25 protein-coding genes are annotated in these 25562 nt (G+C 66.7%); 7 read left to right on the forward strand and 18 right to left on the reverse strand.

Translation table 11 applies throughout. The features are described from left to right. Positions 1-183: 183 nt before the first annotated feature. From ACFVY3_RS13920 to ACFVY3_RS13950, 7 genes are all read right to left on the reverse strand, one after another. The gene (locus tag ACFVY3_RS13920; RefSeq protein WP_400160153.1) at positions 184-555 is read right to left on the reverse strand and encodes a GyrI-like domain-containing protein; all 372 of its coding nucleotides are present in this window, start codon (positions 553-555) and stop codon (positions 184-186) included. Between the two features lie 86 nt (positions 556-641). After that, entirely contained in the window at positions 642-983 is a 342-nt protein-coding gene (locus tag ACFVY3_RS13925) for a helix-turn-helix domain-containing protein (RefSeq protein WP_400160154.1), read from the reverse strand. A gap of 106 nt (positions 984-1089) precedes the next feature. Further along, positions 1090-1413, reverse strand: coding sequence for a YciI family protein (locus tag ACFVY3_RS13930; RefSeq protein ID WP_400160155.1), 324 nt, complete (start codon positions 1411-1413; stop codon positions 1090-1092). 151 nt (positions 1414-1564) lie between these two features. After that, positions 1565-2449, reverse strand: coding sequence for an aminoglycoside phosphotransferase family protein (locus tag ACFVY3_RS13935; RefSeq protein ID WP_400160156.1), 885 nt, complete (start codon positions 2447-2449; stop codon positions 1565-1567). A gap of 21 nt (positions 2450-2470) precedes the next feature. Next, entirely contained in the window at positions 2471-2950 is a 480-nt protein-coding gene (locus ACFVY3_RS13940) for a GNAT family N-acetyltransferase (RefSeq protein WP_400160157.1), read from the reverse strand. 24 nt (positions 2951-2974) lie between these two features. Continuing rightward, positions 2975-4978, reverse strand: coding sequence for a VWA domain-containing protein (locus tag ACFVY3_RS13945; protein ID WP_400160158.1), 2004 nt, complete (start codon positions 4976-4978; stop codon positions 2975-2977). A gap of 24 nt (positions 4979-5002) precedes the next feature. Next, positions 5003-6391, reverse strand: a complete 1389-nt coding sequence (locus ACFVY3_RS13950; protein WP_377971615.1) for a sigma 54-interacting transcriptional regulator — start codon at positions 6389-6391, stop codon at positions 5003-5005. 93 nt (positions 6392-6484) lie between these two features. Between ACFVY3_RS13950 and ACFVY3_RS13955 the strand changes: the two genes are divergently transcribed. The 3 genes from ACFVY3_RS13955 (at position 6485) to ftsW (ending at position 9308) form a co-directional block, all read left to right on the forward strand. Then, on the forward strand, positions 6485-7159 hold the full coding sequence (locus tag ACFVY3_RS13955) for an MSMEG_4193 family putative phosphomutase (RefSeq protein ID WP_400160159.1): 675 nt from the start codon (positions 6485-6487) through the stop codon (positions 7157-7159). A gap of 25 nt (positions 7160-7184) precedes the next feature. Then, entirely contained in the window at positions 7185-7886 is a 702-nt protein-coding gene (locus ACFVY3_RS13960; protein ID WP_400160160.1) for an SCO1664 family protein, read from the forward strand. 216 nt (positions 7887-8102) lie between these two features. Further along, positions 8103-9308 (forward strand): putative lipid II flippase FtsW, encoded by a 1206-nt coding sequence (gene ftsW / locus ACFVY3_RS13965; RefSeq protein ID WP_400160161.1) that lies wholly within the window; start codon positions 8103-8105, stop codon positions 9306-9308. Here ftsW and ACFVY3_RS13970 read toward each other — a convergent pair. From ACFVY3_RS13970 to ACFVY3_RS13980, 3 genes are read right to left on the reverse strand one after another with little or no spacing between them, the layout of a single operon-like run. Beyond that, complete coding sequence (locus ACFVY3_RS13970; RefSeq protein ID WP_290256292.1) at positions 9283-10068, reverse strand: amino acid ABC transporter ATP-binding protein; 786 nt, start codon at positions 10066-10068, stop codon at positions 9283-9285. The genes ftsW and ACFVY3_RS13970 overlap by 26 nt on opposite strands. Beyond that, positions 10055-10720 carry an amino acid ABC transporter permease gene (locus ACFVY3_RS13975; RefSeq protein WP_377971608.1) on the reverse strand — a complete coding sequence of 222 codons (666 nt, stop codon included), beginning with the start codon at positions 10718-10720 and terminating at the stop codon, positions 10055-10057. The genes ACFVY3_RS13970 and ACFVY3_RS13975 overlap by 14 nt, the downstream gene beginning before the upstream one ends. A gap of 36 nt (positions 10721-10756) precedes the next feature. Next, complete coding sequence (locus ACFVY3_RS13980; protein ID WP_400160162.1) at positions 10757-11578, reverse strand: amino acid ABC transporter substrate-binding protein; 822 nt, start codon at positions 11576-11578, stop codon at positions 10757-10759. Between the two features lie 354 nt (positions 11579-11932). On the opposite strand from ACFVY3_RS13980, the gene ACFVY3_RS13985 reads away from it, so the two are divergent. Beyond that, positions 11933-12397, forward strand: coding sequence for a phage tail protein (locus ACFVY3_RS13985; RefSeq protein ID WP_400160163.1), 465 nt, complete (start codon positions 11933-11935; stop codon positions 12395-12397). Between the two features lie 39 nt (positions 12398-12436). Here ACFVY3_RS13985 and ACFVY3_RS13990 read toward each other — a convergent pair whose 3' ends face one another. The 8 genes from ACFVY3_RS13990 to ACFVY3_RS14025 all read right to left on the reverse strand — a co-directional run bounded on the left by ACFVY3_RS13990 (position 12437) and on the right by ACFVY3_RS14025 (position 21947). Further along, positions 12437-13180, reverse strand: a complete 744-nt coding sequence (locus tag ACFVY3_RS13990) for a glucosamine-6-phosphate deaminase (protein WP_400160164.1) — start codon at positions 13178-13180, stop codon at positions 12437-12439. Continuing rightward, complete coding sequence (locus ACFVY3_RS13995; protein ID WP_400160165.1) at positions 13177-14250, reverse strand: amidohydrolase family protein; 1074 nt, start codon at positions 14248-14250, stop codon at positions 13177-13179. Before ACFVY3_RS13995 ends, ACFVY3_RS13990 begins: the two co-directional genes overlap by 4 nt. Further along, positions 14243-15199, reverse strand: coding sequence for a carbohydrate kinase family protein (locus ACFVY3_RS14000; RefSeq protein WP_400160166.1), 957 nt, complete (start codon positions 15197-15199; stop codon positions 14243-14245). The genes ACFVY3_RS13995 and ACFVY3_RS14000 overlap by 8 nt, the downstream gene beginning before the upstream one ends. Continuing rightward, entirely contained in the window at positions 15196-16713 is a 1518-nt protein-coding gene (locus tag ACFVY3_RS14005) for a lyase family protein (RefSeq protein WP_400160167.1), read from the reverse strand. The genes ACFVY3_RS14000 and ACFVY3_RS14005 overlap by 4 nt, the downstream gene beginning before the upstream one ends. Then, on the reverse strand, positions 16670-18508 hold the full coding sequence (locus tag ACFVY3_RS14010) for an ABC transporter permease (RefSeq protein ID WP_400160168.1): 1839 nt from the start codon (positions 18506-18508) through the stop codon (positions 16670-16672). Before ACFVY3_RS14010 ends, ACFVY3_RS14005 begins: the two co-directional genes overlap by 44 nt. Further along, on the reverse strand, positions 18490-19575 hold the full coding sequence (locus tag ACFVY3_RS14015; protein ID WP_400160169.1) for an ABC transporter ATP-binding protein: 1086 nt from the start codon (positions 19573-19575) through the stop codon (positions 18490-18492). The genes ACFVY3_RS14010 and ACFVY3_RS14015 overlap by 19 nt, the downstream gene beginning before the upstream one ends. Before the next feature lie 85 nt (positions 19576-19660). After that, positions 19661-20677 carry an extracellular solute-binding protein gene (locus tag ACFVY3_RS14020; RefSeq protein WP_400160170.1) on the reverse strand — a complete coding sequence of 339 codons (1017 nt, stop codon included), beginning with the start codon at positions 20675-20677 and terminating at the stop codon, positions 19661-19663. Positions 20678-20792: 115 nt separating this feature from the next. Then, entirely contained in the window at positions 20793-21947 is a 1155-nt protein-coding gene (locus tag ACFVY3_RS14025; RefSeq protein ID WP_400160171.1) for an ROK family protein, read from the reverse strand. A gap of 164 nt (positions 21948-22111) precedes the next feature. On the opposite strand from ACFVY3_RS14025, the gene ACFVY3_RS14030 reads away from it, so the two are divergent. The 3 genes from ACFVY3_RS14030 to ACFVY3_RS14040 are packed head-to-tail and all read left to right on the forward strand — an operon-like array spanning position 22112 to position 25558. Next, on the forward strand, positions 22112-23002 hold the full coding sequence (locus ACFVY3_RS14030; protein ID WP_400160172.1) for a MurR/RpiR family transcriptional regulator: 891 nt from the start codon (positions 22112-22114) through the stop codon (positions 23000-23002). After that, on the forward strand, positions 22929-23972 hold the full coding sequence (locus tag ACFVY3_RS14035; RefSeq protein WP_400160304.1) for an NAD(P)-dependent oxidoreductase: 1044 nt from the start codon (positions 22929-22931) through the stop codon (positions 23970-23972). Before ACFVY3_RS14030 ends, ACFVY3_RS14035 begins: the two co-directional genes overlap by 74 nt. A gap of 38 nt (positions 23973-24010) precedes the next feature. Beyond that, entirely contained in the window at positions 24011-25558 is a 1548-nt protein-coding gene (locus tag ACFVY3_RS14040) for an aldehyde dehydrogenase family protein (protein ID WP_400160173.1), read from the forward strand. Positions 25559-25562: the final 4 nt, after the last annotated feature.

A 25562-nucleotide genomic window follows, 5' to 3' on the forward strand; every position in this document is an offset into this window, starting at 1 on the left:
TGCAACAAAAAATGCTGCTTTCTCCTGATCCGAGTACCTCCGATGGCACTTCGATTCACCACTTAAACGCGACACGGTCGTTGCAACTCCCAATAACGGGTGTTGCAACGACCGCTAGAAGCCGCCCCCCGGGATGCGGGCCGCCGTCGTTGTTCAGTCGCCGCCCCCGCGGCCGAGCCCGGCTTAGCGTGTGACGGGCTGCTGCAGCTCGGTCACCCAGTCCGGCTGGTCCTCCGACTCGGCCCTCAGGTACACCTCGCGGCACGGTCCGGACGGGGTGTAGCCGCGGGCGATGATCTCGGCGTGGACGGCCTGCCAGCTTTCACCGATGCGGTCCATCGCGCCCAGGTGGACACCGCAGACCGCCGTGGGGACACGGGGAAGCTCCACCGCCTCGACGCCGTCGGGAATGGTCCCCGTGGCGGCGTACCCGGCGGTGATGCGCATGCCGTCCTCGCCCGCCTCGTACTGGGCGATCGGAGTCTCGAGGGAACCGCCGGCGGCGCTGAACACCCCGGCCACGCCGTCGAACAGCGGCCCGACGACGCCGGCCACCTCGGTTGTTCGGCGACTGCGGCGGTCCGTGCCGCGAGACGGACGGCGGGGAGGGACTTTTCGATGATTTCGATCTGGGTCATGTGCTATTCCTTCTCAATCAGGTGGAGCCTCCGCTCGACGTCGATGAGCCGTGCCGTGGCCAGCCGCTGTTCCTCCGCCACTTCGGCGCGCCGGATCTGCAGCAGCCGGGCCATCCGCTCCGCATCAACCCCGGTCTCCAGCATGGCGGCAACGTCCGCCAGGCTGAACCCGAGCTGGCGGAGCGCGACGATCCGGTGCAGCCGTTCCAGCTGGGCGGGATCATAGGAGCGGTAACCGCTTAACTCATCCACATGCGCGGGAACGAGCAGCCCGGAGGTGTCCCAGTGCCGCAGCATGCGGTGGGTGACCTGGCCGAGCTGCGCGAACGCTCCAATGGATAACATGACTCAGTTCTCCTGCCTTCCACAGTGTCAGAGTCAAGTATCGCGGCCCAACGGAATCTCCGGCTCAGGAAGCCAGCAGGTCGCGCATCCACAAGCTCGGTCCCACTCACAGGAACGGCCGCACCTCGACTTTGCGGTTGCAGGCCTTGGATCCCTCGGCGGCGAGCTTGAGCGCCGCGTCGAGGTCTGGGGCCTCGATAATCCAGAAACCCGCGAGGAACTCCTTGGTTTCGACGAACGGACCGTCGGTCACCACGGGAGCGGCGCCACGGTTGTCAATGACGGTGGCGGTGTCGGGAAAGCCGAGGCCACCGGCGAAGACCCAGTGGCCGTCAGCCTGCAGCCGGTCGTTGAATTCGTCGATGGCCGCCATCTCGTCCGAGGGGGCGAGTCCACGCTGGTCATGGATCACGGAAAGCAAATACTGCATGTCGCATCATCTCCTGTGGTTGGGACCCACCCGGCGTGGACCTCTCACCCTTGCTACGAACCACTCTGCCCCGATTCGACAGGAAGGGGGCGGATATTTGTCCGGCGTCAGCCGGCAACGCAATTCTGGCTCCGAGCTTGGCCCTACAGAATCAGCCGTCCAGGACCTGTCCGATCCCGAAGGCCCCCACGGAGAACATGCGCGGATTGTCGTCTGACGTGCTGACCATGGCAGTGGATAACACGAGGGCCCAGCCACGCGCCCGCGTCCACATTTCCTCGTCAGCGGACGGGCCAAGGGCCTCACGGAAGCGCCGACGGGCGCCGGCGTCGAACATCAACCACCCGGCGGCAAGATCCACGGCCGGATCCCCGGCGCCGACATCGCCAAAATCGATCACGCCGGTCAGCGAGCCGGAAGCATTAAGGAGGATGTTGGCCGGGTGAAGGTCGCCGTGCAGCATCATCGCGGGACCGTCCCATGCGCTGGCCTCGCAGGCCGCTGCCCAGACTGCCTCCAGTTCCGCGGCCCGGGGATAGCGTTCCCTGTCCCGGAGCCGCTCGCGAACCGCCGTATCGCGGTGCATCAGCGGCACACCGCGGACGGGGTTCACCGGGACTCCGGCGCCGGCCGGAATATGGAGGGACCGCAGGAACGCGGCAAGGCCAGCGGCGGCCGGTCCGCGATCAGCTGCCCCGGCATCGGCCGCCGGGGCACCGGGAATCCAGCGCACGACGCTCCACGGCCATGGAAAGTCATCCGTTGGCCGGCCAATGTGGACCGGGAAAGGCACCGGAACCGGCGCTCGCTTGGCGATTCCGGGCAGGTACAGCTGCTCATGCAGGATCAGCGGCACGGCTTCGGCCCGGCGGGGCAATCGGACGGCCAGATCGTCCCCGAGGCGGAACGTCACGTTATCCCAGCCATGGGCTTTCCGGACCAAGGAGAGGTCGGCGAGGTCTGGACGCTGGGCGCGGAGCAGCGAACGGACGACGGCTGCATCCACTTCCAGCGTGGCGCTTGGCATGACCGCCATTCAGGGGACCCTTCTTCCGCTTCAAAGCTCGCGATAGTAGTAAAGCATTGGGTCTGCCCGGCCCGCTTCCGTGTTGGTGAACCCGTGGGCCTCGTAGAAACGGCGCGCATCGGTGTCCTCGCCGTCCACGTTGATCTCAAGGAGTTCGCCGCCCCGGCCCCGCACCAGATCCAGGGCCGCGTCCAGGAGTGCGCTGCCCAGGCGGTGGCCACGGAGCTCAGGGCGGACGTAAAGCTCGTCGAGGATCGCGACCGGCCCCCGGTACCAGACGTTAGGCCGAAAACTCAGCACAGCAACCCCACTTGCTGGCTCGCCGGTCAGCAGGATCATTACATCGTCACCCGTCAGCAGTTGCGTCAATCGCGATTCGAGCTCCTGGGTACCGGGCGTCGGCGTCGAGAACTCGGTGTTGAAGTCGTGGAGCAGCCGGGCAACGGCGGCGGCGTCGTCCGGCGTTGCCCGCCGCGGCGTCGGGTCGCCTGCAACATCGTCGGAAGTCATGTCTTTCACCGCTTAGTGAGGGCCCTACGTGGCCCAGTCTTCCTCGTTGAAGGGGCGGCCGCGGAAGTGTGCTCGGAGGTATTCGCCGACGACGGCGGCGCCCAGGTCACCGGTGTCCGGCGCCACCACGCGGCCCTCCACCCGGCGGGCCATCCGGGCCACGAACCGTTCCAGCCCGGGGTCGTCGCCCAGCCGGAAGAACGTCGCTTGCACCCCGGCGCGGCCCAGCCGGTCCAGCTCCGCCACGGTCAGCCGGATGGTTTCGGCGTCCGGCGGCCAGTTGAACCAGGAGTCGCCGTCGGCTTCCAGGTGGGCGGTGGGCTCGCCGTCGGTGACCACCAGCAGCACCGGCTGCATGGAGGGGTGCTTGCGGAAGAACCGGCCGGCCAGCAGCAGCCCGTGGTGCAGGTTGGTGCCCTGTTCGCGCACCGCCGGCAGGGCCGTCAGCTCGCCGATGTCCATGGTTTGGGCGTACCGGCCGAAGCTGATCAGCTGCAGCCGGTCGCCGCGGAACCGGGTGGAAACCAGGTGGTGCAGGGCCAAGGCGGTGCGCTTCATCGGCACCCAGCGGCCCTCGGCGGCCATCGAGAAGGAGACATCCACCAGAAGGGCGACGGCGGCCTGGGTGCGGGCCTCGGTCTCGATGACCTCAATGTCGTCAACGGCCAGGCGCAGCCCGCGGCCCGGGTCGTCGCCGTCGCCGATCGTGCGGCGGATCGCGTTGGTGATGGTCCGGGTGACGTCCCACGGCTCGGCGTCGCCGAACTGCCAGGGCCGGCTGGACCCGGTCTGCTCCCCCGCGGCACCGGCTGCCCTGGTTTCCCGGCGGCCCTGCCGGCCGGAGAGCTGCTTGGCGGTATCCCGCAGCAGCGAGCGGCCAAGCCGGCGCATCGCCTGCGGCGAGAGGCTGAGATCACCGTCGGCGCCACGGCGCAGGAAGCCGCCGTCGTGCATGGCCTTCTCGATCTCCGCCAGCGTCCGGGCGGACACCGCGGCGTCCTGCCCCAGCTGCCGGGCCAGGGCGTCCAGGTCCACGTCGTCCAGGCTGGAACCGCTATAGGACTGGGAGAGCTGGTCGGCCAGTTCATCCAGCTCGGCAAGGTCCTGCAGCACCCCGGTGCCGTCGCCCAGACCCAGTCCCTCCTCGCCCTCGAAGCGCTCGGACCCGGACCAGTCCTCGCCGGGACGCAGCGCCTGCAGGTTCGCGTCGAGTTGGCCCAGCTGTGCCATTAACTCCGGGGAACCGAAGGCCTGGGCGGAGAGCTGCATCAGTTCGGCGCGCTGCTCGGCGGTCATGGAGCGCATCATCCGCTGCGCGGCGGCGGCACGCTGGGCGAGCGCGTCGATCAGTTCCTCGACGGATTGCGGGTTCTCCGGGAAGAAGTCACCGTGCTTGGCCATGAAGTCCTGGAAGTCCTGGTCCGTGTCCTCGCCGCGGCGGTGCTTGTCCAGGAGTTCGTTCAGGTCGCCCAACATGGCGGCGACGGCGGCCCGGTCCTCGTCCGTGGCGCCCTCGAGCGCCTGCTTCATCCCGGCGAAGCGTTGCTCCAGCACCTCCCGTCCCAGCAGGTCCTTGATCTGCTCGTAGGCCTCCCGCGCGGTGCTGGACTGCCAGTCGTAGGAGGAGAGCTCGTTGACGGCGGCGGCCGTGGATTTGGGCAGGTTCTGCATCTGCATGTCGCGGAATGCCCGGTCCGTGTCGTCCATCCGGACGTCACGGGCCAGCTGCTTGCGCTCCTCCAGCACCGCGGTCTCCAGCAGCCTGCGGACCTCCTCCAGCGTCCCGTCCAGCTTGTGCCGGCCCAGCAGGTCCTTGCGCCGCTGCTGGATCCGGCCGGCGAGGTCGTCCAGGCCGTCCCGGTTCCTGCCGCCACGGCGCAGGTACTCCTGCAGGGCACGCCGGGGTGAGTACCCGGCCATGACGTCCTCGGCGACTGCGTCCAGGGCCTCGGTCAGGTCCACCGGGGGCGCCAGCGGATCCGGCCCGCCGCTGTAGCGGCCGTACCGGGACCGGTTGTGAGCACTCATCTGGTCTCCCGTGTCAGGACGGAGCTACCCGTAAATGGTTTCCTCGTCGTCGGAGTCCTTGGAGATCCGGCGGGCGAGGTAGAGGCCCTCCAAGGCCAGTTCGACGGCGGCGGCGCGCTGGCCGTCGTTCTCCGCGCCCAGCCGCTCACCCACCTCGTCGTACAGCCGCGAGCCGTTGAGCGAGGGCAGGCCCTCGAGGAATTCGCGCGCGGTGACCAACTGCCCGGTGGTGACAGTGGAGGACCCGTCCAGGGCGGAGACCAGCGGGCCGAGGTCGATGCCGTGCAGATGTGCCCGGACCGTCTCCGCCGTGGCCATCCGCAGCAGGTGGTCCAAGATGTCCTGTTCCCGGCCCTCCTCGCCGGACTCAAACTCGATCTTCCCGGCCAGCACGTCCACGGCCGCCTCCAGGTCGATGATCCGGGCGACGGCGTTGTCTTCGCCGCGCACGCTGGCCCGGCGCAGCGCCGCGGCAGCCACGGTCTCGGCGCCGGCGATCGCGAACCGGGCCGAGACGCCGGAGGTCTGATTGACCGCCGGGGACTCCCGCAGCGCCCGGGTGTAGCGGGCCAGGATCTCCAGGATCACAGGCGGGACGGCCGCCACCAGGTGGCCCTCCTGTTCGATCACGGCCACCTCATCCTCGAGTTCGATCGGGTAGTGGGTGCGGATTTCGGCGCCGAAGCGGTCCCGCAGCGGGGTGATGATGCGGCCGCGGTTGGTGTAGTCCTCCGGGTTGGCGGAGGCCACCACCAGCACGTCCAGCGGCAGCCGGAGCACGTAGCCGCGGATCTGGATGTCCCGTTCCTCCATCACGTTGAGCATGGACACCTGGATCCGCTCGGCCAGGTCGGGGAGTTCGTTGATGGCGATGATGCCGCGGTTCGAGCGCGGGATCAGGCCGTAGTGGATGGTTTCCGGGTCACCCAGGCGGCGTCCCTCGGCCACCCGCATCGGGTCGACGTCGCCGATCAGGTCCGCCACGGAGGTGTCCGGCGTCGCGAGCTTCTCCACGTACCGCTCCGACCGGTGCCGCCACGCCACCCGCAGCCGGTCCCCCTCGGTGAGCGCCAGGGCGCGGGAGTGCTCGGTAATGGGCTCGTAGGGGTGTTCGTTGAGTTCGGAATCCTCGATCACGGGCGACCACTCGTCCAGCAGCCCCGCCAGGGTGCGCAGCAGGCGGGTCTTGCCCTGGCCGCGTTCGCCGAGGAGGACGACGTCATGCCCCGCCAGCAGGGCGCGTTCGAGCTGCGGCAGGACGGTGCGACTGAACCCGAACATGCCGGGCCAGGGATCGCGGCCGGCGGCGAGCGCTGCCAGCAGGTTGTCTCGGATCTCGCGGCGCAGGTCCTTCTGGACGTGGCCGGAGGCGCGCAGTTCACCAACGGTGTAGATCTCGGGGCGTTCACTCACTCCTCCACCGTAGACCTGCACCCGGGGCGTAATCGAGGGATTTCCTGAGAAACCTCGGCGCTTCCTCGAGCCGGGAAGTTAGGGTTGGTAGCGATGGCTACCGCAACAGCAGACAACGCCCCCGTTCCCCCGGCACCGGCGCGCCCGGCGACGCTCCTGCTGCTGGTGCGGCACGGGCAGACCCCCACCACCGGCAGCGTCCTTCCCGGCCGGGCGCCGGGGCTGCACCTCTCGGACCGCGGCCGGGAGCAGGCCGAACGCGTCGCGGAACGGCTCGCCGGGCTGCGGGTGGACGCCCTCTACTCCTCGCCGATGGAACGGGCGCAGGAAACGGCGGCCCCGACGGCGGCGCGCACCGGCCTGGCGGTCACCAACGAGGAGGGGCTGCTGGAGTGCGACTTCGGCGGCTGGACCGGCTCGGCGATCTCGGACCTGGCGGCCCTGCCGGAGTGGCAGACCGTGCAGCACAGCCCGTCCCAGTTCCGGTTCCCGGACGGCGAGAGCTTCCCGGAGATGCAGGCCCGGATTGTCGGGGCGATGGAGCGGGCCCGGGACGCCCACGCCGGCGGGGTGGTGGTCTGCTTCTCGCACGCGGACCCCATCAAGGCCGCCGTCGCCCACGCCCTGGGTACCCCGCTGGACCTGTTCCAGCGCATCTACATCAGCCCGGGGTCGGTGTCCGCGATCTCCTACACGGACGGCCAGGACCCAGCGGTGCTGATGGTGAATTCGACGGCGGAGCCGCTGAGCGGGCTGAGGCCGGAATGACCGCCGCTTCCGGACGGGTGGAACCGTGGCCGGCCGCGAACTGACCCTGCTGACCGAGGGCAGCATCGAGCTGGTGGGGGTCATCCCGCGCAGCAGCAACCAGACCTTCCTGGTGCAGGTGTCCCTCGGCGAGGACGTGGGCTTCGCGGTGTACAAGCCGGAGTCCGGCGAGCGGCCGCTCTCCGACTTCGACCCCGGGCTCTACAAGCGGGAGCGTGCCGCCTACCTGCTGAGCGAGTGGCTGGGCTGGGGGTTCATCCCGCACACCGTGATCCGGGAGGACGCGCCCCTGGGCGTCGGCTCGCTGCAATGGTTCATCGAGTGCGACTTCCAGCACCATTACTTCACCCTGTTCGAGGATGCCCCGGAGACGCATCCCGCACTGGCCCGGATGGCTCTGTTCGACTTCGTCGCCAACAACACGGACCGCAAGAGCGGCCACGTGCTCCGAGGCGACGACGGCCGCATCTGGGGCATCGACCACGGGCTCTGCTTCTCGGCAGTGTTCAAGCTCCGCACGGTGATCTGGGACTTCGCCGGCGAACCGATCCCGGAGGAGTTGCTGGCGGACATCGCCCCGCTGGCCGAGGCGGTCCCCGCGGAGCTGGCGGAGCTACTGGACGACGACGAGGTCACCGCCCTGCAGCGGCGCGTCCAGCGGATGATGCTGGCCGGGTCCCTGCCGGTGGACCGCACCGGCATGCGGTACCCCTGGCCGCTGGTGTAGAGGGCGCCGTTGGGCCAGGCGGATGGTCGCGGTCCCCCCTGCTGTTAGCCGCCGTGCACGGCAGTGAATTGCCCGGGAGTTAGCCGTTTCACGGCGTGTACGCCATCGCGGACGGCGGCCGCCGGATAGTCTGCCGTTCCTGCCCGGCTTACGTGAGCTCACGCGCCGGACGCAGCAGACACCCCGCACGGCCGGCATGAATCAAGGAGAACAGCGATGGGCACCCTCATCAGGACACCCCGCCCGCGGCCGGCCCGCGCGCGGCGGGAACCCGGCCGGATCCGTACCTGGATCGGGGATGACCCCTCGGATCGGCAACGGCCCATCATCCTGGCCGTGGTGCTGACGCTTGCCGCCATCGGTTTGGTGGAGGTGGCCTCCGCCTCCTCCGTGGAATCCGTCGCCGCCGGCGCGAACCCCTACGACCTGCCGCTGAAACAGGGCATGTGGACCGTGGCCGGGATCGTGCTCATGCTCTTCCTGGCCGGGCTCAGGGAGCAGCACATCCGGAGGCTGGCCTGGCCCATGCTGATCACCGCCGTCGTTTCCCTTGTCCTGGTCTTCACCCCGCTGGGCATGACGGTCAACGGCAACCGCAACTGGCTCAGCGTGGGCGGGTTCACCGCGCAGCCGTCCGAATTCGCCAAGCTCGCCCTCATCGTCTGGGCCGCGGACATCCTGACCCGGAAGCAGAAGCTCCTCGGCCAGTGGAAACACGCCGTCGTCCCCCTGCTGCCCGTGGGAGGCATCATTATGGGACTCGTCGCGCTGGGCCACGACCTCGGCACCACCATGATCGTCATGCTCATCCTGGCTGCCACGCTGTTCTACGGCGGGGTGCCCATGAAGGTGATCTCGGTGACGGGGTCTATCTCCGCCTTCGCGGCGCTGATCCTCGCCGCCACCAGCGGCAACCGCATGGGGCGGATCTCCTCCTGGCTGGGCGGCGGCTCCGCCGACGATTCCCAGGGCCTCGGGTATCAGGCGCTGAACGGCCAGTACGCCCTGGCCTCCGGGAGCTGGTTCGGCACCGGGCTGGGCCAGAGCCGGCAAAAGTGGAATTGGATCCCGGAGGCGCACAACGACTTCATCTTCACCATCCTGGGTGAGGAACTCGGATTCGCCGGCACCCTGCTGGTGCTGGCACTTTTCGCCGTGCTCGCCGTCGCCATCTTCAAGACCATCGCCCGGACCGAGGGGACCTTCGCCCGGGCGCTCTCCTGCAGTGTCGTCACCTGGATCATCGGCCAGGCCGTCATCAACATCGCCATGGTCAGCGGCCTGCTCCCGGTGATCGGCGTGCCGCTGCCGTTCATCTCCTACGGCGGTTCCGCGATGGTGTCCTCCCTCGCCGGCATCGGCATGATCCTCGCCGTCACCCGGTCTCCGGCCGGGCCTAAAACGGGTTCAGGAGCCGGTTAACGAACTGCCGGGTGCGTTCCTCGCGGGGATCCCGCAGCACCGTGTCGGGGTGTCCCCGTTCCACGACGACGCCACCCTCCATGAAGATCACCTCGTCGGCAACTTCCCGGGCGAAGGCGAGTTCGTGGGTGACCACCACCATGGTCCATCCCTCGTCCGCCAGTTCCTTAATGACGGTCAGGACGTCACCGACCAGTTCCGGGTCCAGGGCCGACGTCGGCTCGTCAAACAACAGCAGCTGCGGGCGGAGGGCCAGGGCGCGGACGATTCCGACCCGCTGCTGCTGGCCGCCCGACAGCTCAAAGGGGTAGCTGTTTTCCTTGTCCGCGAGCCCGACGCGGGCAAGGAGTTCCCGCGCCTCCTGAACCGCTTGGGCCTTGGGCTTCTTCTGAACCTGGACCGGGCCCTCGATCACGTTTTCAAGGGTGGTCTTGTGCGGGAAGAGGTTGTAATGCTGAAACACCATCGCGCTTCGATCCCGCACCGCCGCCAGCTGTTTCTTGGAAACAGGGGCGGAGAAATCCACGCTCAAACCGCCAGCGAACTCCACGACCCCGGCGTCGGGGATTTCCAGGCCGTTGAGGGAGCGCAGCACGGTGGTCTTCCCCGACCCGGAGGGCCCGATCAGCGTGACGACTTCACCGCGGCGCACGGTGAGGTCAATGGATTTCAGCACCTCCTGCTGGCCGAAGGCTTTGCGGAGTCCGCGGACCGCCAGGAGGGCGCCGTCGTCCGGGAGTGCGGATTCAGTGGGCGACATAGCGGTCCAATCTCTTCTCGAGGGCCGACTGACCGCCGGCGAGGACAAGGCAGATGACCCAGTAGATCACGGCGGCTTCCAGGTACAGCAGCATGAACTCCTGGCTGAAGGCCGCCACCTGCTGCGCCTGCCGGAACAGCTCCGTCACCAGGATCAACGACGCCAGGGAGGTGTCTTTGATCAGGCTAATGAAGGTGTTGGACAGGGGCGGGACCGAGACCCTTGCCGCCTGCGGCAGGATGATCCGCACCAGGGCCTGCCGGCGGGACATGCCGATCGTGTGACCGGCCTCCCACTGTCCCTTCGGCACGGACAGGATGGCAGCCCGGATGACCTCCGCCGCGTAGCCGCCAACGTTGAGGGAGAAGGCGATGATTGCGCTGGGCCAGGGACTGATGGTGATGCCGACGGACGGCAGCCCGTAGAAAATGACGAAGAGCTGGACCAGCAGCGGGGTCCCGCGGATCACCGAAATGTAGACACGGGCGATCGATGAGAGGACCACGTTGCGGCTGAGCCTCATCAAGGCGACCAGCAGGGCCAGCACCAGGCCCAGGCCGAACGAGGCCAGCGCCACCGGGATTGTTCCGGTGACGGCGCCCATGAGGATCGGTCCGAGCGAACTCCAGACCAGCTCCCAGTTCACAGTCATGGCCGGACCCGATCTACGCCGAGGGTACCCATGCCGTTACTTGGTGACGTCGGCGTCGAAGTACTTCTGTGAGATCTTCGTCAGGGTCCCGTCGGCCTGGAGCTCGGACAGGGCCTTGTTGACGGCGTCGGTGAGGCTGCTGGAGCCCTTGCGGAAGGCGAACGCGCTCAGGGACTTATCGGTGGTCTCGGCCGCGATCTTGATGCCGTCGTCCTTGGCCGTCTTCTGCTGGTCCAGGTAGGTCAGCTTGTCGTTGATGGTCGCGTCGACGCGGCCCTGCTTCAGCAGGGTGATCGCCTGCGCCCAACCCTCCACCGACTGCACGTTGGCGCCGCTCTGCTGGGCCAGCTTGTACCAGTTGCTGGTCAGCGACTGGGCCGTGGTTTTGCCCTTGAGCCCGTCGAAGGAGGTGATGCTGGAATTGTCGGACTTGGTGACGATGACGCCGGTGCTCACCGTGTACGGGGTCGAGAATTCGTACTTTGCCTTGCGCTCGTCCGTGATCGAGACCTGGTTCGCGACGACGTCGAACCGCTTGGCTTCGAGGCCGGCGAAGATCGCGTCGAACTGCGTCTCCTGGAACGCCGGCTTGACGCCAAGCTTGCCGGCGACGGCGGTGATGATTTCGACGTCGTAGCCGGTGAGCTCACCGTTGCCGTTGGCATGGAAGGTAAAGGGCTTGTACGTGCCCTCCGTGCCGACCTTGAGCACGCCGGCATTCTTGACGTCACTCAACGAGGTGTCAGCGCCGCCCGCCGGCGCCGAACCTGCGGGGGTCGTGGAGGCAGACCCGCAGCCGGCCAACGCCAGCCCCGCAGCTGCGATCAGACCGATGAGGGAAATTCGTGTGCGCTTCATGGTGGTCCTTCGTCCAGGCGCCGGGGGCAGCTATCTTAGCCAAATAGCCGGCTTCGTACCTGCGACGATAGCAACACCTGCGGAGGACGGAAGAGCCCCGGTGACGGCTTGTGACGCCGTGCGGCGCCTGGGTTGCCGTGAGGATGGTTTCGCGGTACCTGCGACCCCTCGGCCGGGCCACTGCTACGCCGATATCCCGGTGCGCCCGCCGGGAGCTGGCCGCGCTTCGGCGCAGCTGCGAACGCCTTTAGTTGCTTCAGCGGCACTTCGGCCGGTGAGCCGGACCGGGTTGCCGCCCGGGCACCAAGCGGCGCTACCCTAGTCCCACTACAGGACAAACCCGGGAGGAACCCCATGCCGTACGTCGTCGACTTCAAGGACGTGTCCACCGCAGGGCTCGAGTCCTCCCCGGTTGCGGAGGCACTGGCCGGGCTGCGCGCCAACGAGGCCCGCTACTACAACACCAAGTACGGCCACGCCTTCACGGTCAGCCCCGCCGAGGAGGCCCAGGCCACCGTGGACCGAGTGGCCCGGATCCTCAAGGAGGAGCGGGACCTGGTCATCGGATCCCGCCCGCTGGAGGCCACCAGCTTCGAGGTGGACGGCCTCCGCATGGACTACGTGTTCTACGAATCCGGCCTGTCCATCAACGTCATGTACAGCATCGAGGACGGCGGCAAGCGGGCCGTCGGCTTCAAGCTCTCAGACGGCATGGAGGTCCCGGAGGAACTGGCAGACAAGTTCAAGTTCGCCCGGCAGAAGTCCAAGCTGGCCGGCACCATCCGCGGCTCGTACTTCGTGATCAAGGGCGAGTACTGAAGTCATCCTTAAACCGGATACCGACGGGCTTGCAGTGTCTTACGACTCCAGCAGGGAGGCAGCCTCGGAATCCAGGAACAGTGACGTACGGGGATGGAGCTGGAGGAGTGAAGCGGGGAAATCCTCTGTTACGGGCCCAGTAAGTGCTCGTTTGATAGCCGTTGCTTTACCTCTACCGTGTGCGATCAGTAGCAGATGCCGGGCTTCAAAGATCGTGGCGAGACCTTGCGTCATCGCGTGGGTTGGCACGTCTTCGGGCGCCGCGAAAAACCTGGCATTGTCCTGTCGGGTTCGCTCCGCCAGTCTCACCACACGGGTCCGGGATGAGAACGCTGCGCCGGGCTCGTTGAAGCCGATGTGGCCGTTCGAACCTATGCCGAGGATCTGCAGGTCGATTCCTCCTGCCGCGCCGATCGCCGCCTCGTACGCTTCGCCGGACCGATGCTCATCCCGGGGGTTCCCGTCCGGCACGTGGACTCGGCCGGGCGTCATTCCCAAGGGCTCAACGACGTGGTGGCCAATGACAGCGGCGTAACTCTGTGGGTGGCCGGGCGGCAGCCCGATGTACTCGTCCAAAGCAAAGGCAGTCACTGCCGCGAGGTCGACCTCATTCTTAGCCAGGGCTTCATAGAGAGGCAGCGGCGAGGATCCCGTCGCCAGGCCCAGGACCGCCGCAGGGTGGCACTGCACGAGCGCCGCCACCTCGCTGGCGGCAGCTTCACCGGTTTGCTCGGCGGAAGGGTGGATGCTCAGGGTCATCCTCGTTTCGTCTACGGTGCTCATCCCTTAATCCTGGTTTCCTGTTCGGTGGGGGCAGCCGCTGCGGCTGAGGCCGGTTCCCAGTCGTTGAGTTTGAGTAGGCGGGCGGCGTTACCCCCGAAAATCTGCTGGACTTCGTCGGCAGGCATGCCCATCTCCCAACAGATACGCAGCTGGTCGGCTAGGTATCGCCTGGCGAAACCACGCGGAAACCATGACGAGTCCGAGCCAAAGACGATTCGCTCGGGCCCCATCGTCTCGTAGAACCTGCGGAACAAGTCCTCCAGGGTGAGGCGCTGCGGCATGTACCTGACCCACTGGTTGGAACCTGACGTATCCACCACCACATTCGGACACGCCCACATCAGGAAAAGAACTTCCTGTACGTGCTGGATGCCGAAGTGCGGGATCACGAAGGTGACCTCCGGGTACCTCTTGGCAGCCTGCTCCAGGCTGGCTGGGTTACTGAAGGCATTCTGGGCGATGCCGCCCGCGGATCCGCAGTGCCCGAAGTGAATGAGGACAGGCACCTTGTGACGGGAAGCAACATCCCAGACCGGGTTGGCCGCCGTGTCATCCATCCGGGACGAGGCCAGCGGTGCAAAAAGTTTCAGCCCGCGAAGACCTCCGTCGGTGACGGCCGCTTCAAAGTCCCGCACGGCACCCGGGGCGAAGGGATCTGCCATGGCGGCCATCCCCAGGAACCGCCCCTCCCCGCGGTCCACGAGGGCGGTCATGGCGTCATTCCCGCCTGCGGTAACGAAGGCTGCATGTTCGATGCCATGACCGCTGAGTTCCTCAACCCAGCGGTCCGCTTCGGCCTCCCAGCCGGCGTCGTCCGACAATGGCTCCGGGTCGGAGAAGTCCCAGCTCTTCCGCCATTGGGCCGACGTTCGGGCGACCGCGGCGGAACGGGCCGCCTGTCCGGCGTCGAATTCCTCGCAGCCGCTGCGTGCTGACGTGTTTGATGGCCCGAACTGACCACCGCTCAGCGAGCGGGTCAAGGGGTCGTGCGGCATCCGGAAATGCAAATGAAAGTCGATGATCGAGAGGCCTTGGACGGTGGGCCGGCCCGCGATGAACTCGTTACGCAAGACTTGCGCTCGTTTCTGTTGTCGTTTGGGGCGTCATGGCCGGGAGGCCCACCTCAGAACGTAGCTGCGGCGGGGTGGCGACCATCTGGGTGGCATAGCTGACGGCAGATGCGAGCGCCGCCTGCCACGGGGCGCCCCTGGCGGCCGAGACGAGGAAGGCGGCATTGAAGCCGTCCCCGGCACCGGTCGAATCGACGACGCTGACCGGCGACGCCATAACTGCCGTCCACGAACCATCCGGCATGGCGAGGCCAGCGCCGCGGGCCCCCATCTTGACGGCAACGAGGGTTTCCGTCCGGACTGCCAGTTCGCGTGACGCCCGTTCGGTGTCCTGGTCATCCATGAGCCCGTGGAGTTCGTCGTCGTTCGGCACGAAAATATCAACGGAGTCAAGGGCTGTCAGGACCTCGTGCCGCGTACTCTGCGTCCACCCCTCCGGCGGCCAGCCGGTGTCCAGCACCGTTTTCGCACCTGCGCGGCGGGCGCGGCCGAACAGCTCGGAAAGCGCTGCGCCACGCATCTCGGGGAGCAGGAAGTAGCCGGCCAGGGCAACGCACTCGGCGGCTAGCATCTCCTCGGAAATATCCGCGGGACGCATCCGCGCCATGGCGCCGAGAGATGACAGAAAGGCGCGGTCCCGTCCCGGAGCCTCGATGGCTACCGAGATGCCGCTGGGTTCTCCTGCCGTCCGGAGCAGCCGCGGGGTGAGGGATGGGTACTGCAGTTCGGCTTCCAGGATCGGCAACGAGGCATCGTCTCCGACCCTGCTGACCAAGGTGGTCGGATAGTCCAGACCGGCGCACCGGACCGCCCAGTTTCCCGCGGAGCCTCCGAGCCGTAGGGAGATCGACGGCACCACGCGCTCAGTTCCCGGGGCGGGGAGATCCCGCGTGTCGGCGACCATGACGTCGATGTTGGTGTTTCCGATGATGGTAATTCCACCGTTCACCACCGGCCCCCTTCGGCGGCCGCGGTGGCGGATTCCAGCAGCCGTTTCCGTGCGGCGTCAATCAAACTCAAGCGGCGCTCAAGGTCGATGCCTAGGGCCTCGGCCCGGTCTTGGGACTCGGTCGCGTTACGCCGCACGGCATCCGCCCCCGGACTCCCGGGCTGGGCCCGAGAGAGTATCAGGGCGGGCCGCTGACCCGCGTTGAGCGTCGTGGCTACCATTTCGGGACTTGCCTCGAGACCAGCGTCGGCGAAAGCCTTCTCGACGCCGTCCTCGGTCCAGTCCGCCGGAGCGTTGGCGCGAACCAGGCGCCCCACGATGTCGTGGGCACCTCGCCATGGAATACCAAGAGCCGCGAGAGCCTCCGCGACCGCCGTGGTCGTCGCTCCCGAAGCGACGATTTCGGCGTGGTCTGGCAACTCCAATACGCGGAGGTCCAGCATGAGCCCGTCCATCATGCGCATGAAGCGCACCACGCGTTCCCCGGCCCGCCACAGATGTTTTTGAACATCGGTGGTGGCATTGTTCGAGTCCTCATACCAGGCCGAACCGATGTTGGCGTACGTGGCGGACATGTCCGCCGCGGTCACGCCCGCCATGGACACCATGTGCTCCAGGACCACGGGATTCTTCTTCTGCGGCATGATGGATGAGCCTTGGGTGTAGGCGGTGGGGGTTTCGACCCACTTGAACGTCATCCATTCCAGCAGCACCCGGGAGAACCGGGCCCCGGTAGCGGTTATCCGGGCCTGGACCGCCGCCAGCCGCATGAAGTGCTCGGCGCCCGCGACGGCTTCGTAGCTGGATGAGAAGCTGGCGTCGAAGCCGGTCAATTCGCCGACCATCGCAGCGTCGACTGGCAGGTCCGTGCCGGTGAACGCCGCCGACCCGAGCGGCGAAATGTTGAGCTCTTCGTAAATGCTGAGCATTTCCCGGCCTTGGCTGAGGAGCGCCTCGGCGAACCCCGCCAGCACGTGGCCGATCGTCGTCGGCTGCGCCGGCCGGCGGTGGGTGAAGCCAATGATGAGGCTTTCCGCGTTGGCAGCGGCCTGCGCGGCAGCGTCCGCCGCCGTCTGGATTACCAGGGCGGCCTGCTCGAGCACCTGGCGCCGCAGCACCATCCGGAAGACTCCGGCGTCGAGGTCGTTCCGGCTCCGTGCCAATTGAACGTCCAACTCCGCGGTGGAGATCCCGCACTCGGCGGCCAGCTGCTGCTCCAGGAAGTAGTACGGATCTTCAACACTGCCGTCGAAGATATACCGCTGCTCGCCCGACTCACTCCTGGCCCACAACGCCAACAAACCCTTGAGCAGAAGTTCCCCTCGGCTGCGTGGCAGGATTCCCTGGCGGGTCAGCATCAGGACGTGGGCCAGGCTGGCCTCGACCATGGCCGGGTAAATGTGCGGCGCGGCCTCGTCAAAGGCCTGCCGAAGGTGGTTATCCCAGTAGACCGAGAGGTCTTCGCGGCCCTTAAGCGCGGGGCGCGGCATTGACTGGTTCGTTGGCGTGTTCATTCGTATCACCGGTTTCGTGGATCGGATTGAGCGCGGGGGCCAGCACGGGCGTCAGTGCGACGGCGGAATCACCGCGTGAGACTTCCCTCGGCTTCTTGGCCCGGCGCGGGTTTTCAAGTCGCTGTGAGACGGCCAGCACCAAGAGGATCAGCACCATCTGGAGTGTGCCGTAGGCCGCAGCCGTGCCGAACTCGTTGGAGTAGATGCGGTTGTAAATCTCCACGGACAGAGGGGCGTAACGGGCCGGATAGACCACGACGGACGCCACGTATTCTCCGAAGCCCTGAATGAACGCCATGAGCGCTCCGGCGATAATGCCGCGGGACATCAGGGGCACGGTTACGGTCCGCAACGCCCGCCACGGCCCGGCACCCAGGCTCCGCGCAGCTTCTTCCACACTCGGGTCGATCTGGGCCAACGACGCGTTGGCCGATCGGAAGACGAGTGGCAGGAACCGGACGAAGTAAGCCACCGGGAGGATCCACAACGAGCCGATGAGGACTTGGCCCAGGTTGAAGGGCGTGGGGCTGGCGAAGGCCGTGACAATGTTGACACCAACCACCGTGCCGGGCAGGGCCCACGGCAGCATCACCATCACATCCAGCAGAGCCTTCCCGGGGCCTTTCCACCGGGTGACGACCCAAGCGGCCAAGACGCCAACCAACACGCAGCCGATCATGGCTACGAAGGCCATCTGGGCGCTGACCAGAATGGGGCGCAGGGTGAGCGGATCGGTGAAGATTCGGGCGAAATTCGCCAGCGTGTATTCGGGCGGCAGGATTTGAGTGGTCCACGTGCCGTCGACGGTAAAGGACAGCAGCGCGATGGTGGCCGGAGGGGCCATCAGGACCAGGACCAGCAGGAGAGACCCGAGGCCCGCAGCTGTGCGGGGCAGGGTCCCATGGAGAACCTTGACAGCCTGCGGAGTGCCTTTGGATGATCCCCGGTGAATGCGGCGGTTTTCATACCAACGCATGGCCAGCAGGAAGCCGATGGAGACGACGGAAAGAACGACGGCCTGGGCGGCCGCCACGTCGTACGCTCCGCTGGTTCGGGAAGCCACGATCTGCATTGTCAGGGTCTGTACGTTGTAGAACTGCGGCGCCGTGAAAGAGGCCATCGAGACCATGAACGTCAGCAGCGTCCCGGAGACGAGCGCCGGGGTCAGCATGGGCAGCAGCACGGTGCGCCACATGCGGAAACGACTCGCCCCCAGATTGAGTGCGGCCTCCTCCATGGACGCGTCGGAGCCCGCCAGGGCGGCGGTAACGGCAAGGTAGAAGTACGGGTACATGGTCATCGTGTGGACGAGCAGGACGCCCCACACCCCGTTCGCGGAGACGGCCGCTGCATCGGCTCCAAAATACTGAGCCAGGAACCGGGGAAGAATCCCGCTCTCGGCATACAGGAAGTAGAACGAGACGGCGCCGATCAGGGGCGGAAGGGCCATGGGCAGCAAGGCAAAGAGCCGGAGGATTTTGCGCCCGGGGAAGTCAAACCGGGACAGCAGGACGGCCAATGCTGTGCCCAGGATGCCGGTGGTGAAAACCGAGGCCAGCGAGATGCCTACCGATAGACCCAGGGCCGTGGCCGAGGTGCCGTTGAGGAATCCTTTATAGGCGGTGCCACCACCCTGCGCGCTGGTGGCGGCGGTGGCAAGCATCGGCACCACCAGGTAGACCAGCAGGACCAGTACCAGCGGGGCAGCGAGCAGGTAGACAAAGCGGTCCGAAGACGTGAGCGCCGACCGTTTCCGAACCTGGGCTGTGGCTAGGCTCACGGTTCCACCATCCACACCCGGTCCTGATGCGGAGCCATGGCCACCAGATCCCCCGGTTCTGCGCGGTCGAAGCTGTCCGGGGCCGATACAACGATTCTCTGCCCCTGCCAGTCGATCTCGTAGATGTTCACCGCGCCGGTGAACTCCGCCGTCACAACACGGCCCGTCAGTTTCCCTGCCTCTTCGGGGCCCGGGTTGATGGCCAAGGCAATCGACTCAGGGCGCAGAGAGACGGCCGCCTGGTCTCCGGCCGACACGCGGGCGGAGATGGTCCCCTCGACGCGGGGAGCCTTGAGGACGGTTGAGTCGGCAAGCCTGACGGAAACAGATCCGCCGTCGACGCCGAGGACGGTGCACGGCAGCACATTGGAGCGGCCGATAAATTTGGCCACGAATGCGGTTGCCGGACGGTTGTAGACGACCCTCGGGGAAGCCACTTGGTGCAGCTCCCCGGCGTTGAGGACCGCGACCCGGTCGCTCATCGCCATGGCTTCCGCCTGGTCGTGGGTGACATAGAGGCAGGTCGTCCCCGCCGCCTTCTGAGTGGACCTGATTTCGGTGCGGGTCTCTTCCCGCAATTTAGCGTCAAGGTTTGAGAGCGGCTCATCCAGCAAAAGAGCGGCCGGACGTATCACCAGTGCCCGAGCGAGAGCCACGCGTTGCTGTTGGCCGCCGGAGAGCATGTCAATGCGGCGGTCGCCGAGCTCCTCGAGACCAACCTGGGCCAGAGCCGCATTGATCCTCTTGGCCTTTTCTTGCCTGCCGACGCCGCGGACGTCCAGCCCATAGGCGACATTCCCCCGGACGCTCATATGGGGAAAGAGGGCATAGTTCTGGAAGACCATGCCGGTGTCCCGCTTGTTCGGCGCAGTGTTGGTCACGTCCTTGTCGCCGAAGTGGATGCTGCCGCTGGTGGGCTGGATGAACCCTGCCACCATACGGAGGGTGGTTGACTTGCCGCAGCCCGAAGGTCCCAGCAGGGTGAAGAATTCGCCGTCTTCGATGGTGACGGTGAGGTTGGACACCGAGGGCTTCGCCCCCGGATACTGCTTGCTGATCCCGTTGAGGAAGACGCTTGTCATGGATGCTCCACTGAAAAATTGTTAGGTACGGACCGGCGAAGGTGGCTGCCGGCGGCGAGCGGAATGCCCGCCGCCGGTTCCGCTCTTAGCTCTTGTTCTGGCCCTTGATGTTTGCGGCCCAGTACTTGCTCCACTCGGGCTCGTTCTTGTTGACGCGGTCCCAGTTGACCTTCATTTCCTTCAGGTCCAAGTCCGCCAGCCAGGCCGGCTCTTTGGCCAGGGTGACGGTGGGGATCTGGAAATACTTCTCGGAGAGCTTGGCCTGTTCGTCCTTGCTCAAAAGGAAGGAGAGAAACGCGTCTGCGCCGGCCGACGAGGGCCCGTTCTTAATCTTGGCGACGCCGTCGACAAGCATCGGGGCTCCGGAGGAGGGGACCACCGGGGTGTAGGGAGCCTTCTGGTTTTGGATCTGCAGCATCACGTCCTGAAGGTTCCAGGCGGTGACTGCAGCTTCCTGACGGGTGATGCGGAGATAAAGGTCAGTGGGGTTGGCGGCGTACACCTTCGTATTCGCGTCCAACTTCTTGAGCCACTCGTACCCGGCGTCCGGGCTGCCGGCCGCGTCGAACTTACGGTCGATCATGGAGGCGAAAATGCTGCGCATCGTTCCGGACGCCAGGACATCGCGGATGGCGATCTTGCCCTTCAGTGCCGGGTCCACCAAGTCATCCCAGTCCTTGGGAGCCTGATCCGGGGAAAGCATGTCCTTGTTATAGAAGATGACCTCGGCGAGCTTCATTTCGCCGACCCAGAGACCTTCCGGGTCCCGGTCCGTTGCGGGCACGGCGTCGATGACGTCCTTCGGCGCGGCGGCGAGAACCTGCTCGCCGGCGGCCTGCTGCATCTGCTGCTGCGTACCACCCCACCAGATGTCGCCTTGGGGGTTGGACTTCTCGGCCTTAATCCGCTCCAGCGCTTCCTGCGCGCCCAGGGTCAGCACCTGGACCTTGCCGGCGTAAGCCGGGTTGGCCTTTTCGAAGTCGGCGACGACATCGGTTGCCAGCCCCTTGTCCCTGGCGGTATAGATCGTCAGGGTTCCGGACCCGGCGGCGCCGGCCGATGAACCGGAATCCTTGGGTGCGTCGAGTCCGCAGGCGGTCATTCCCAGAGTGAGGGCGAGACCGCTGGCTAGAAGTGCGAATCTCAAGGGTCGTGACGTCATTGATTTCTCCCATTGATTGTGTTGGCTGAGGTGAGTGAACATGTCGTGGGTGCGCTCATCCGACGGATCCGGAAAAGAGAACAGCGGGCGCCTGCATCACTTTCGCGATAGCGCCGTGCAGGATGGCTGCCTCCCCCAGTTCGGCAAAGACGACCTCGGTCTGGGATGGCGCTGCATCCTGCACCCGGTCGCGGAGCAGTTGACGCGCGTCGACTCCCAGGGCGACGGCGTCGCCGGAAAAGATCACCCTGGACGGGTTGACCACGCACACGCACACGACGGCGGCGAACGCCCAGGCCCTGATCACATCGGCCAGGAGGTCCCGGCCCGCCGTCGCCCCGCTGCTGCAAAGTCGCTGAATTGTTTTGTCGTGCGGCAGTGGCAGGCCGCGCCGGTCCGCCTCTTCCTGAATGCCCGAGGCAGTCCATCGCTTTTCGAATTCTCCCCGGTCCCCGTGCGGGCCTGTCTCCAGCCCCTGCGGCAGGAAGCCGATCTCGCCTGCGGAGCGGGAGGCTCCGTCCAGCACCTCCCCGTTGGCGATGATGGTGGCGCCAATTCCTTCCGCGACATGAATCAGAACAAGGTCGTCGACACCGTTGCCGGCGCCGCTGGCCCGCTCCCCCATCGCGATGAGGTTGACGTCGTTTTCCACGGTGGTCCTCAGACCGGTCGCGGCCTCCAGTTCGTCCGCCAGGCGGAGATGGGCAACCGGGCCAAAGGCCGGCGAGAGTGCCAGGGAACCGTCGGAAGCGACGACGCCGGGCAACGCAACCACAACGTGCACGGGGGGAATTCCGGCCCGCTCGTGCAAGCTCATGACTGCCTCCGCGATGCTGCCCACGGGGTTCTGGGGGTCGAAATCGTGGTCGGTGGAGTCAAGCTGGCTGCCTTCGAGATCGATCACTGTGCACCAGACCCGTGGGCCGCGGAAGCCGACGACGGCGGCGGTCACGGCGGACTTGTTGAGTTCGATCAGCGTGCGCCTCCGGCCACCGGTGGACTGCTGTTGCCCCACCACGCGCAGGTAGCCGGCATCGCTAAGTTCCTGCACGATGCCGGTGACGGTGGAGGGGCTGTACCCGGTCCGTTGCGCCAGTTCCGTCCGCGCCAGTGGGCCGGAGGTCAGCAGCGTGCCGAAAATGGCGCTGGATCGGATGCTGCGCAGCGCATCCCGCCCGGTCGGTGCGGCTGGGTGTGACTCGGATAACATTCTTACTTTATACGGTGAAAAAAGAAAGAATGCAAGAGCGGCCCTCCCCGGGGGCGAAGGTTTTACATCCCCGAAACGTAAACGCCTTCCGGCAATGGAATCTGCAGAGTATCTTAGATGCAATTCCACTTGCAGAGTGATCTGCATTACAGAACGGTTCCTCGGTGCAGACATCTCCCCCATCTAGCGACAACCCTCAGGCCGAACGGGCCGCCGGGTCCCCCGCGTGGTTGGGGGACGCCTTGCCGGACCTTCCGCTGACCAAGGCCCAAAGCCGCGTGGTTGAGGTCATCGTGCGAAACCCCCAGCTCTCCTCCTACGCGGACATCGCAGAGATCGCCCAACGGGCGGACGTGAACAGCTCCTCCGTGGTCCGCACCGCCCAGCACCTGGGCTACCGGGGCTGGCCAGACTTACAGCGGGAACTCCGCTCCCGCTACCTCGTCATGATCTCGACGGAAGACACCCTCGCCGTACACGGCGAAACCCGCAGCCCACTCCATGCAGCCATCACTCACGACATCGAAAACCTCCGGCTGACCCTGGATTCCAACACCCCTGACGATGCCGGGGCCGCCGTCGCCGCATTGGCAGCGGCCACATCCATCACCGTCGTCGGCATCGGCTCCTTCGCCGGGCCCGCAGGCGTCATGGCCCATCTCGGATCCACCATGGGATACCCCATCACCCTGGAAAACCGCGGCGGACCCCACCTGGCCTCAAGCACCAACAGCCTCGGGCCCGGAGACGTCCTGGTGGTGATCAACATGTGGCGTTCGGTGAAGCAGATCATCGTGGCCGCCGAGGCTGCCAAACAGGCTGGCGCCACCGTCATCGCCATCAGCGACCAGCGCCGCGGCCGCTTGGCGTCCGCGGCTGACCACCTCATGATCGTAGCCTCGGAGGGCATCTCGTTCTTTCAGTCAGTCACCGCCGCAAACTCCCTCATCTACGGGCTGCTCGCCGGTATGGAAGCGGCTCATCCGGAGCGTAGCCGGGCCACTATCCGCCGGACCCAGCAACTTTGGAAAGACCTGGACATCTACCTCGACTAGGCGCCAGGGCCCACAACGACGTCCCAAGACCCTTCACCAAAGCCCCAGGAGTACCACTATGAACGTGCCACAAGATAACCGCGTCGCCGTGATCGGACTCGGCGCCATGGGAGGAGCCATGGCCACCGCCCTGCACCACGCCGGATGGCGCGTCACCGGATTCGATCCCTCGAAGACTGCCCGGGAGGCGGCCGAGGCAACCGGAATCAGCACCGCCGACACCCTTGCTGCCGTCGCCGGCACGCCGTATGTTGTCCTTTCGTTGCCCGCGGCGGCCATCGTGGAGGCCACGGTGCCGCAGCTGCTGGCGGCCCCCGGAACGGTGGCCATCATCGACACCACCACATCCGAACCGTCCACCAGCCGGCACATGGCGGAACTGGCCGAGAACAGCGGCGCCGCCTTCATCGATGCCCCGGTCTCCGGCGGTCGCGACGGCGCCGCCACCGGCACACTCAGCGCCTTCGTCGGCGCAACGGATGCCGCCCTCCACGCGGCCGAACCGGTACTTCTGGCACTCACGTCCGGGAATTACAGCCACATCGGCGGTCCGGGCAGCGGCAACGTAGTCAAGCTCCTCAACAACGTCCTGGCCGCCGCGAACCTCGCATCCGTCGGCGAGGCACTGGGCGTAGCGAAGGCGTACGGGATCGACCCCGCTACCGCAGCGGCGAGCATCAGCGGCGCTTCCGGCGGCAGCAAGGTCTCGGCCACTATGTACCCCAACTGGGTGCTGAGCGGCAGCCATGACTCCGGCTTTTCCCTGGGCCTGATGGCACGGGACGCGGCCCTCGCTGTGGACGTGGCCGAACAGGTCGGCCAAAAGCCGGAACTGCTGGGCGCCGTCGCCCAGCAGTGGCAGGTTGCCCTCTCGCTGCTCGGACCCAAGGCCGACTTCACCGAGATCGCCCGTGCCGTTGCGCCGGCCATTACCCCCGCTGGCGCTCCCGCTTCCCAGCCCGCCGCGTAGCGCCGGCATCCCGCCCCACTCTGAAGGAAAACCGCATCGTGACAATCACCACCGCCCCCACCGCCTCTTCCACGGCCACCGCCCGCGCGGTCCTGGACGCCGCCTTCCCCACGGGTCTGGGCGCATTCGTCAGCGGCCGGATCGTCCCCGGCGGCGGCGAGACCATTACCCTGACCGCAGCTGCCACCGGCGAGGCTTTCGCCAGTTACGCCGACCCCGGAGCCGAGGGCGCGGACGCCTTACTGCAGAGCGCGACGGCGGGTGCCGCCGCCTGGGGCCGGCTCAACGGTTTTGAGCGCGCCGCCATCCTCCGCAATGTCAGCCGTGCCGTCGAACAACACACCGAGGAATTGGCCATCCTGGAATCGGCCACCACCGGTAAACCCATCCGCGACGCCCGGGCCGAGGCGGCCAAGGTCGCCGAGATGTTTGGCTACTATTCCGGCTGGGCGGACAAGCTCACCGGGCAGACAATTCCCGTCCCGGGCAACTGGCACACCTACACCGAGCGGGTGCCCTGGGGCGTCGTCGTCGCCATCACCCCGTGGAACGCCCCGCTCTTCACCGCAGGCTGGAACTCCGCCGCCCCGCTTGCCGCCGGTAACGCCGTCATCATCAAACCGAGCGAATTCACCCCCGCGTCCTCGGTCCGGCTTGCCCAGATCGCGTATGAGGCCGGCCTGCCGGCCGGAGTCTTCAACGTCGCCGCCGGACTGGGACAGACCGTCGGCGCGGCCCTCACCACGGACCCCCGTGTGGGGAAGGTCAGCTTCATCGGCTCCGTCCCCACCGGCCGCCGCGTCGCCGTCGCAGCCGCCCAAGCCGGCATCCCGGCACTGCTGGAGCTCGGTGGTAAGAGCGCCAACATCGTCTTCGCCGACGCGGATCTGGACCGCGCCGCGGACGGCGCCATCTCCGCAATTTTCTCCGGGGCAGGCCAGTCCTGCGTTGCGGGCTCAAGGCTCCTGGTACAGCGCAGCGTCCACGCGGAATTCGTCGAGATGGTCGCTGCCAAGGCCGCGCTGCTCCGCGTGGGCGACCCCTTGGACACGGAAACTGAGGTTGGGCCCATCATCACGGCGCGGCAGTTCGCCACCGTCACCGGCCTGATCGACGCAGGACTGGACGACGGCGGACGTCGCCTCACCGGGGCCGACCTGCCGGAGGCCCTGCGCGGATCGGCGCTGCGGGGCGGCCACTGGGTGATGCCGACGCTCCTCGACGGGGTGACCGCGGAGAACCGGCTGGAAACTACTGAGGTCTTCGGTCCGGTGGTGGGTGCTGATGCGTTCGACACCGAAGCAGAGGCTGTCGCCCGCGCCAACAACACCAGCTTTGGCCTGGCCGGTGCGGTCTGGACCTCGGATGTCTCCCGTGCCCACCACGTGGCCCGCGAGGTTAAGGCCGGTACGTTCTGGATCAACGCGTACAAGACCATCCACGTCGCCGTGCCATTCGGCGGATTCGGAGACTCCGGCCACGGCCGATCCTCCGGGCCGGGCGTCCTTGACGAATACACGCAGGCCAAAGCCGTCTGGGTGCCCACCCGGGCCGCCGATTCCCCCTTCCCGTCGCTGTCCTATTAGGAGA

The sequence above is a fragment of the Arthrobacter sp. BPSS-3 genome (assembly GCF_044628475.1).
GTDB lineage: Bacteria > Actinomycetota > Actinomycetes > Actinomycetales > Micrococcaceae > Arthrobacter.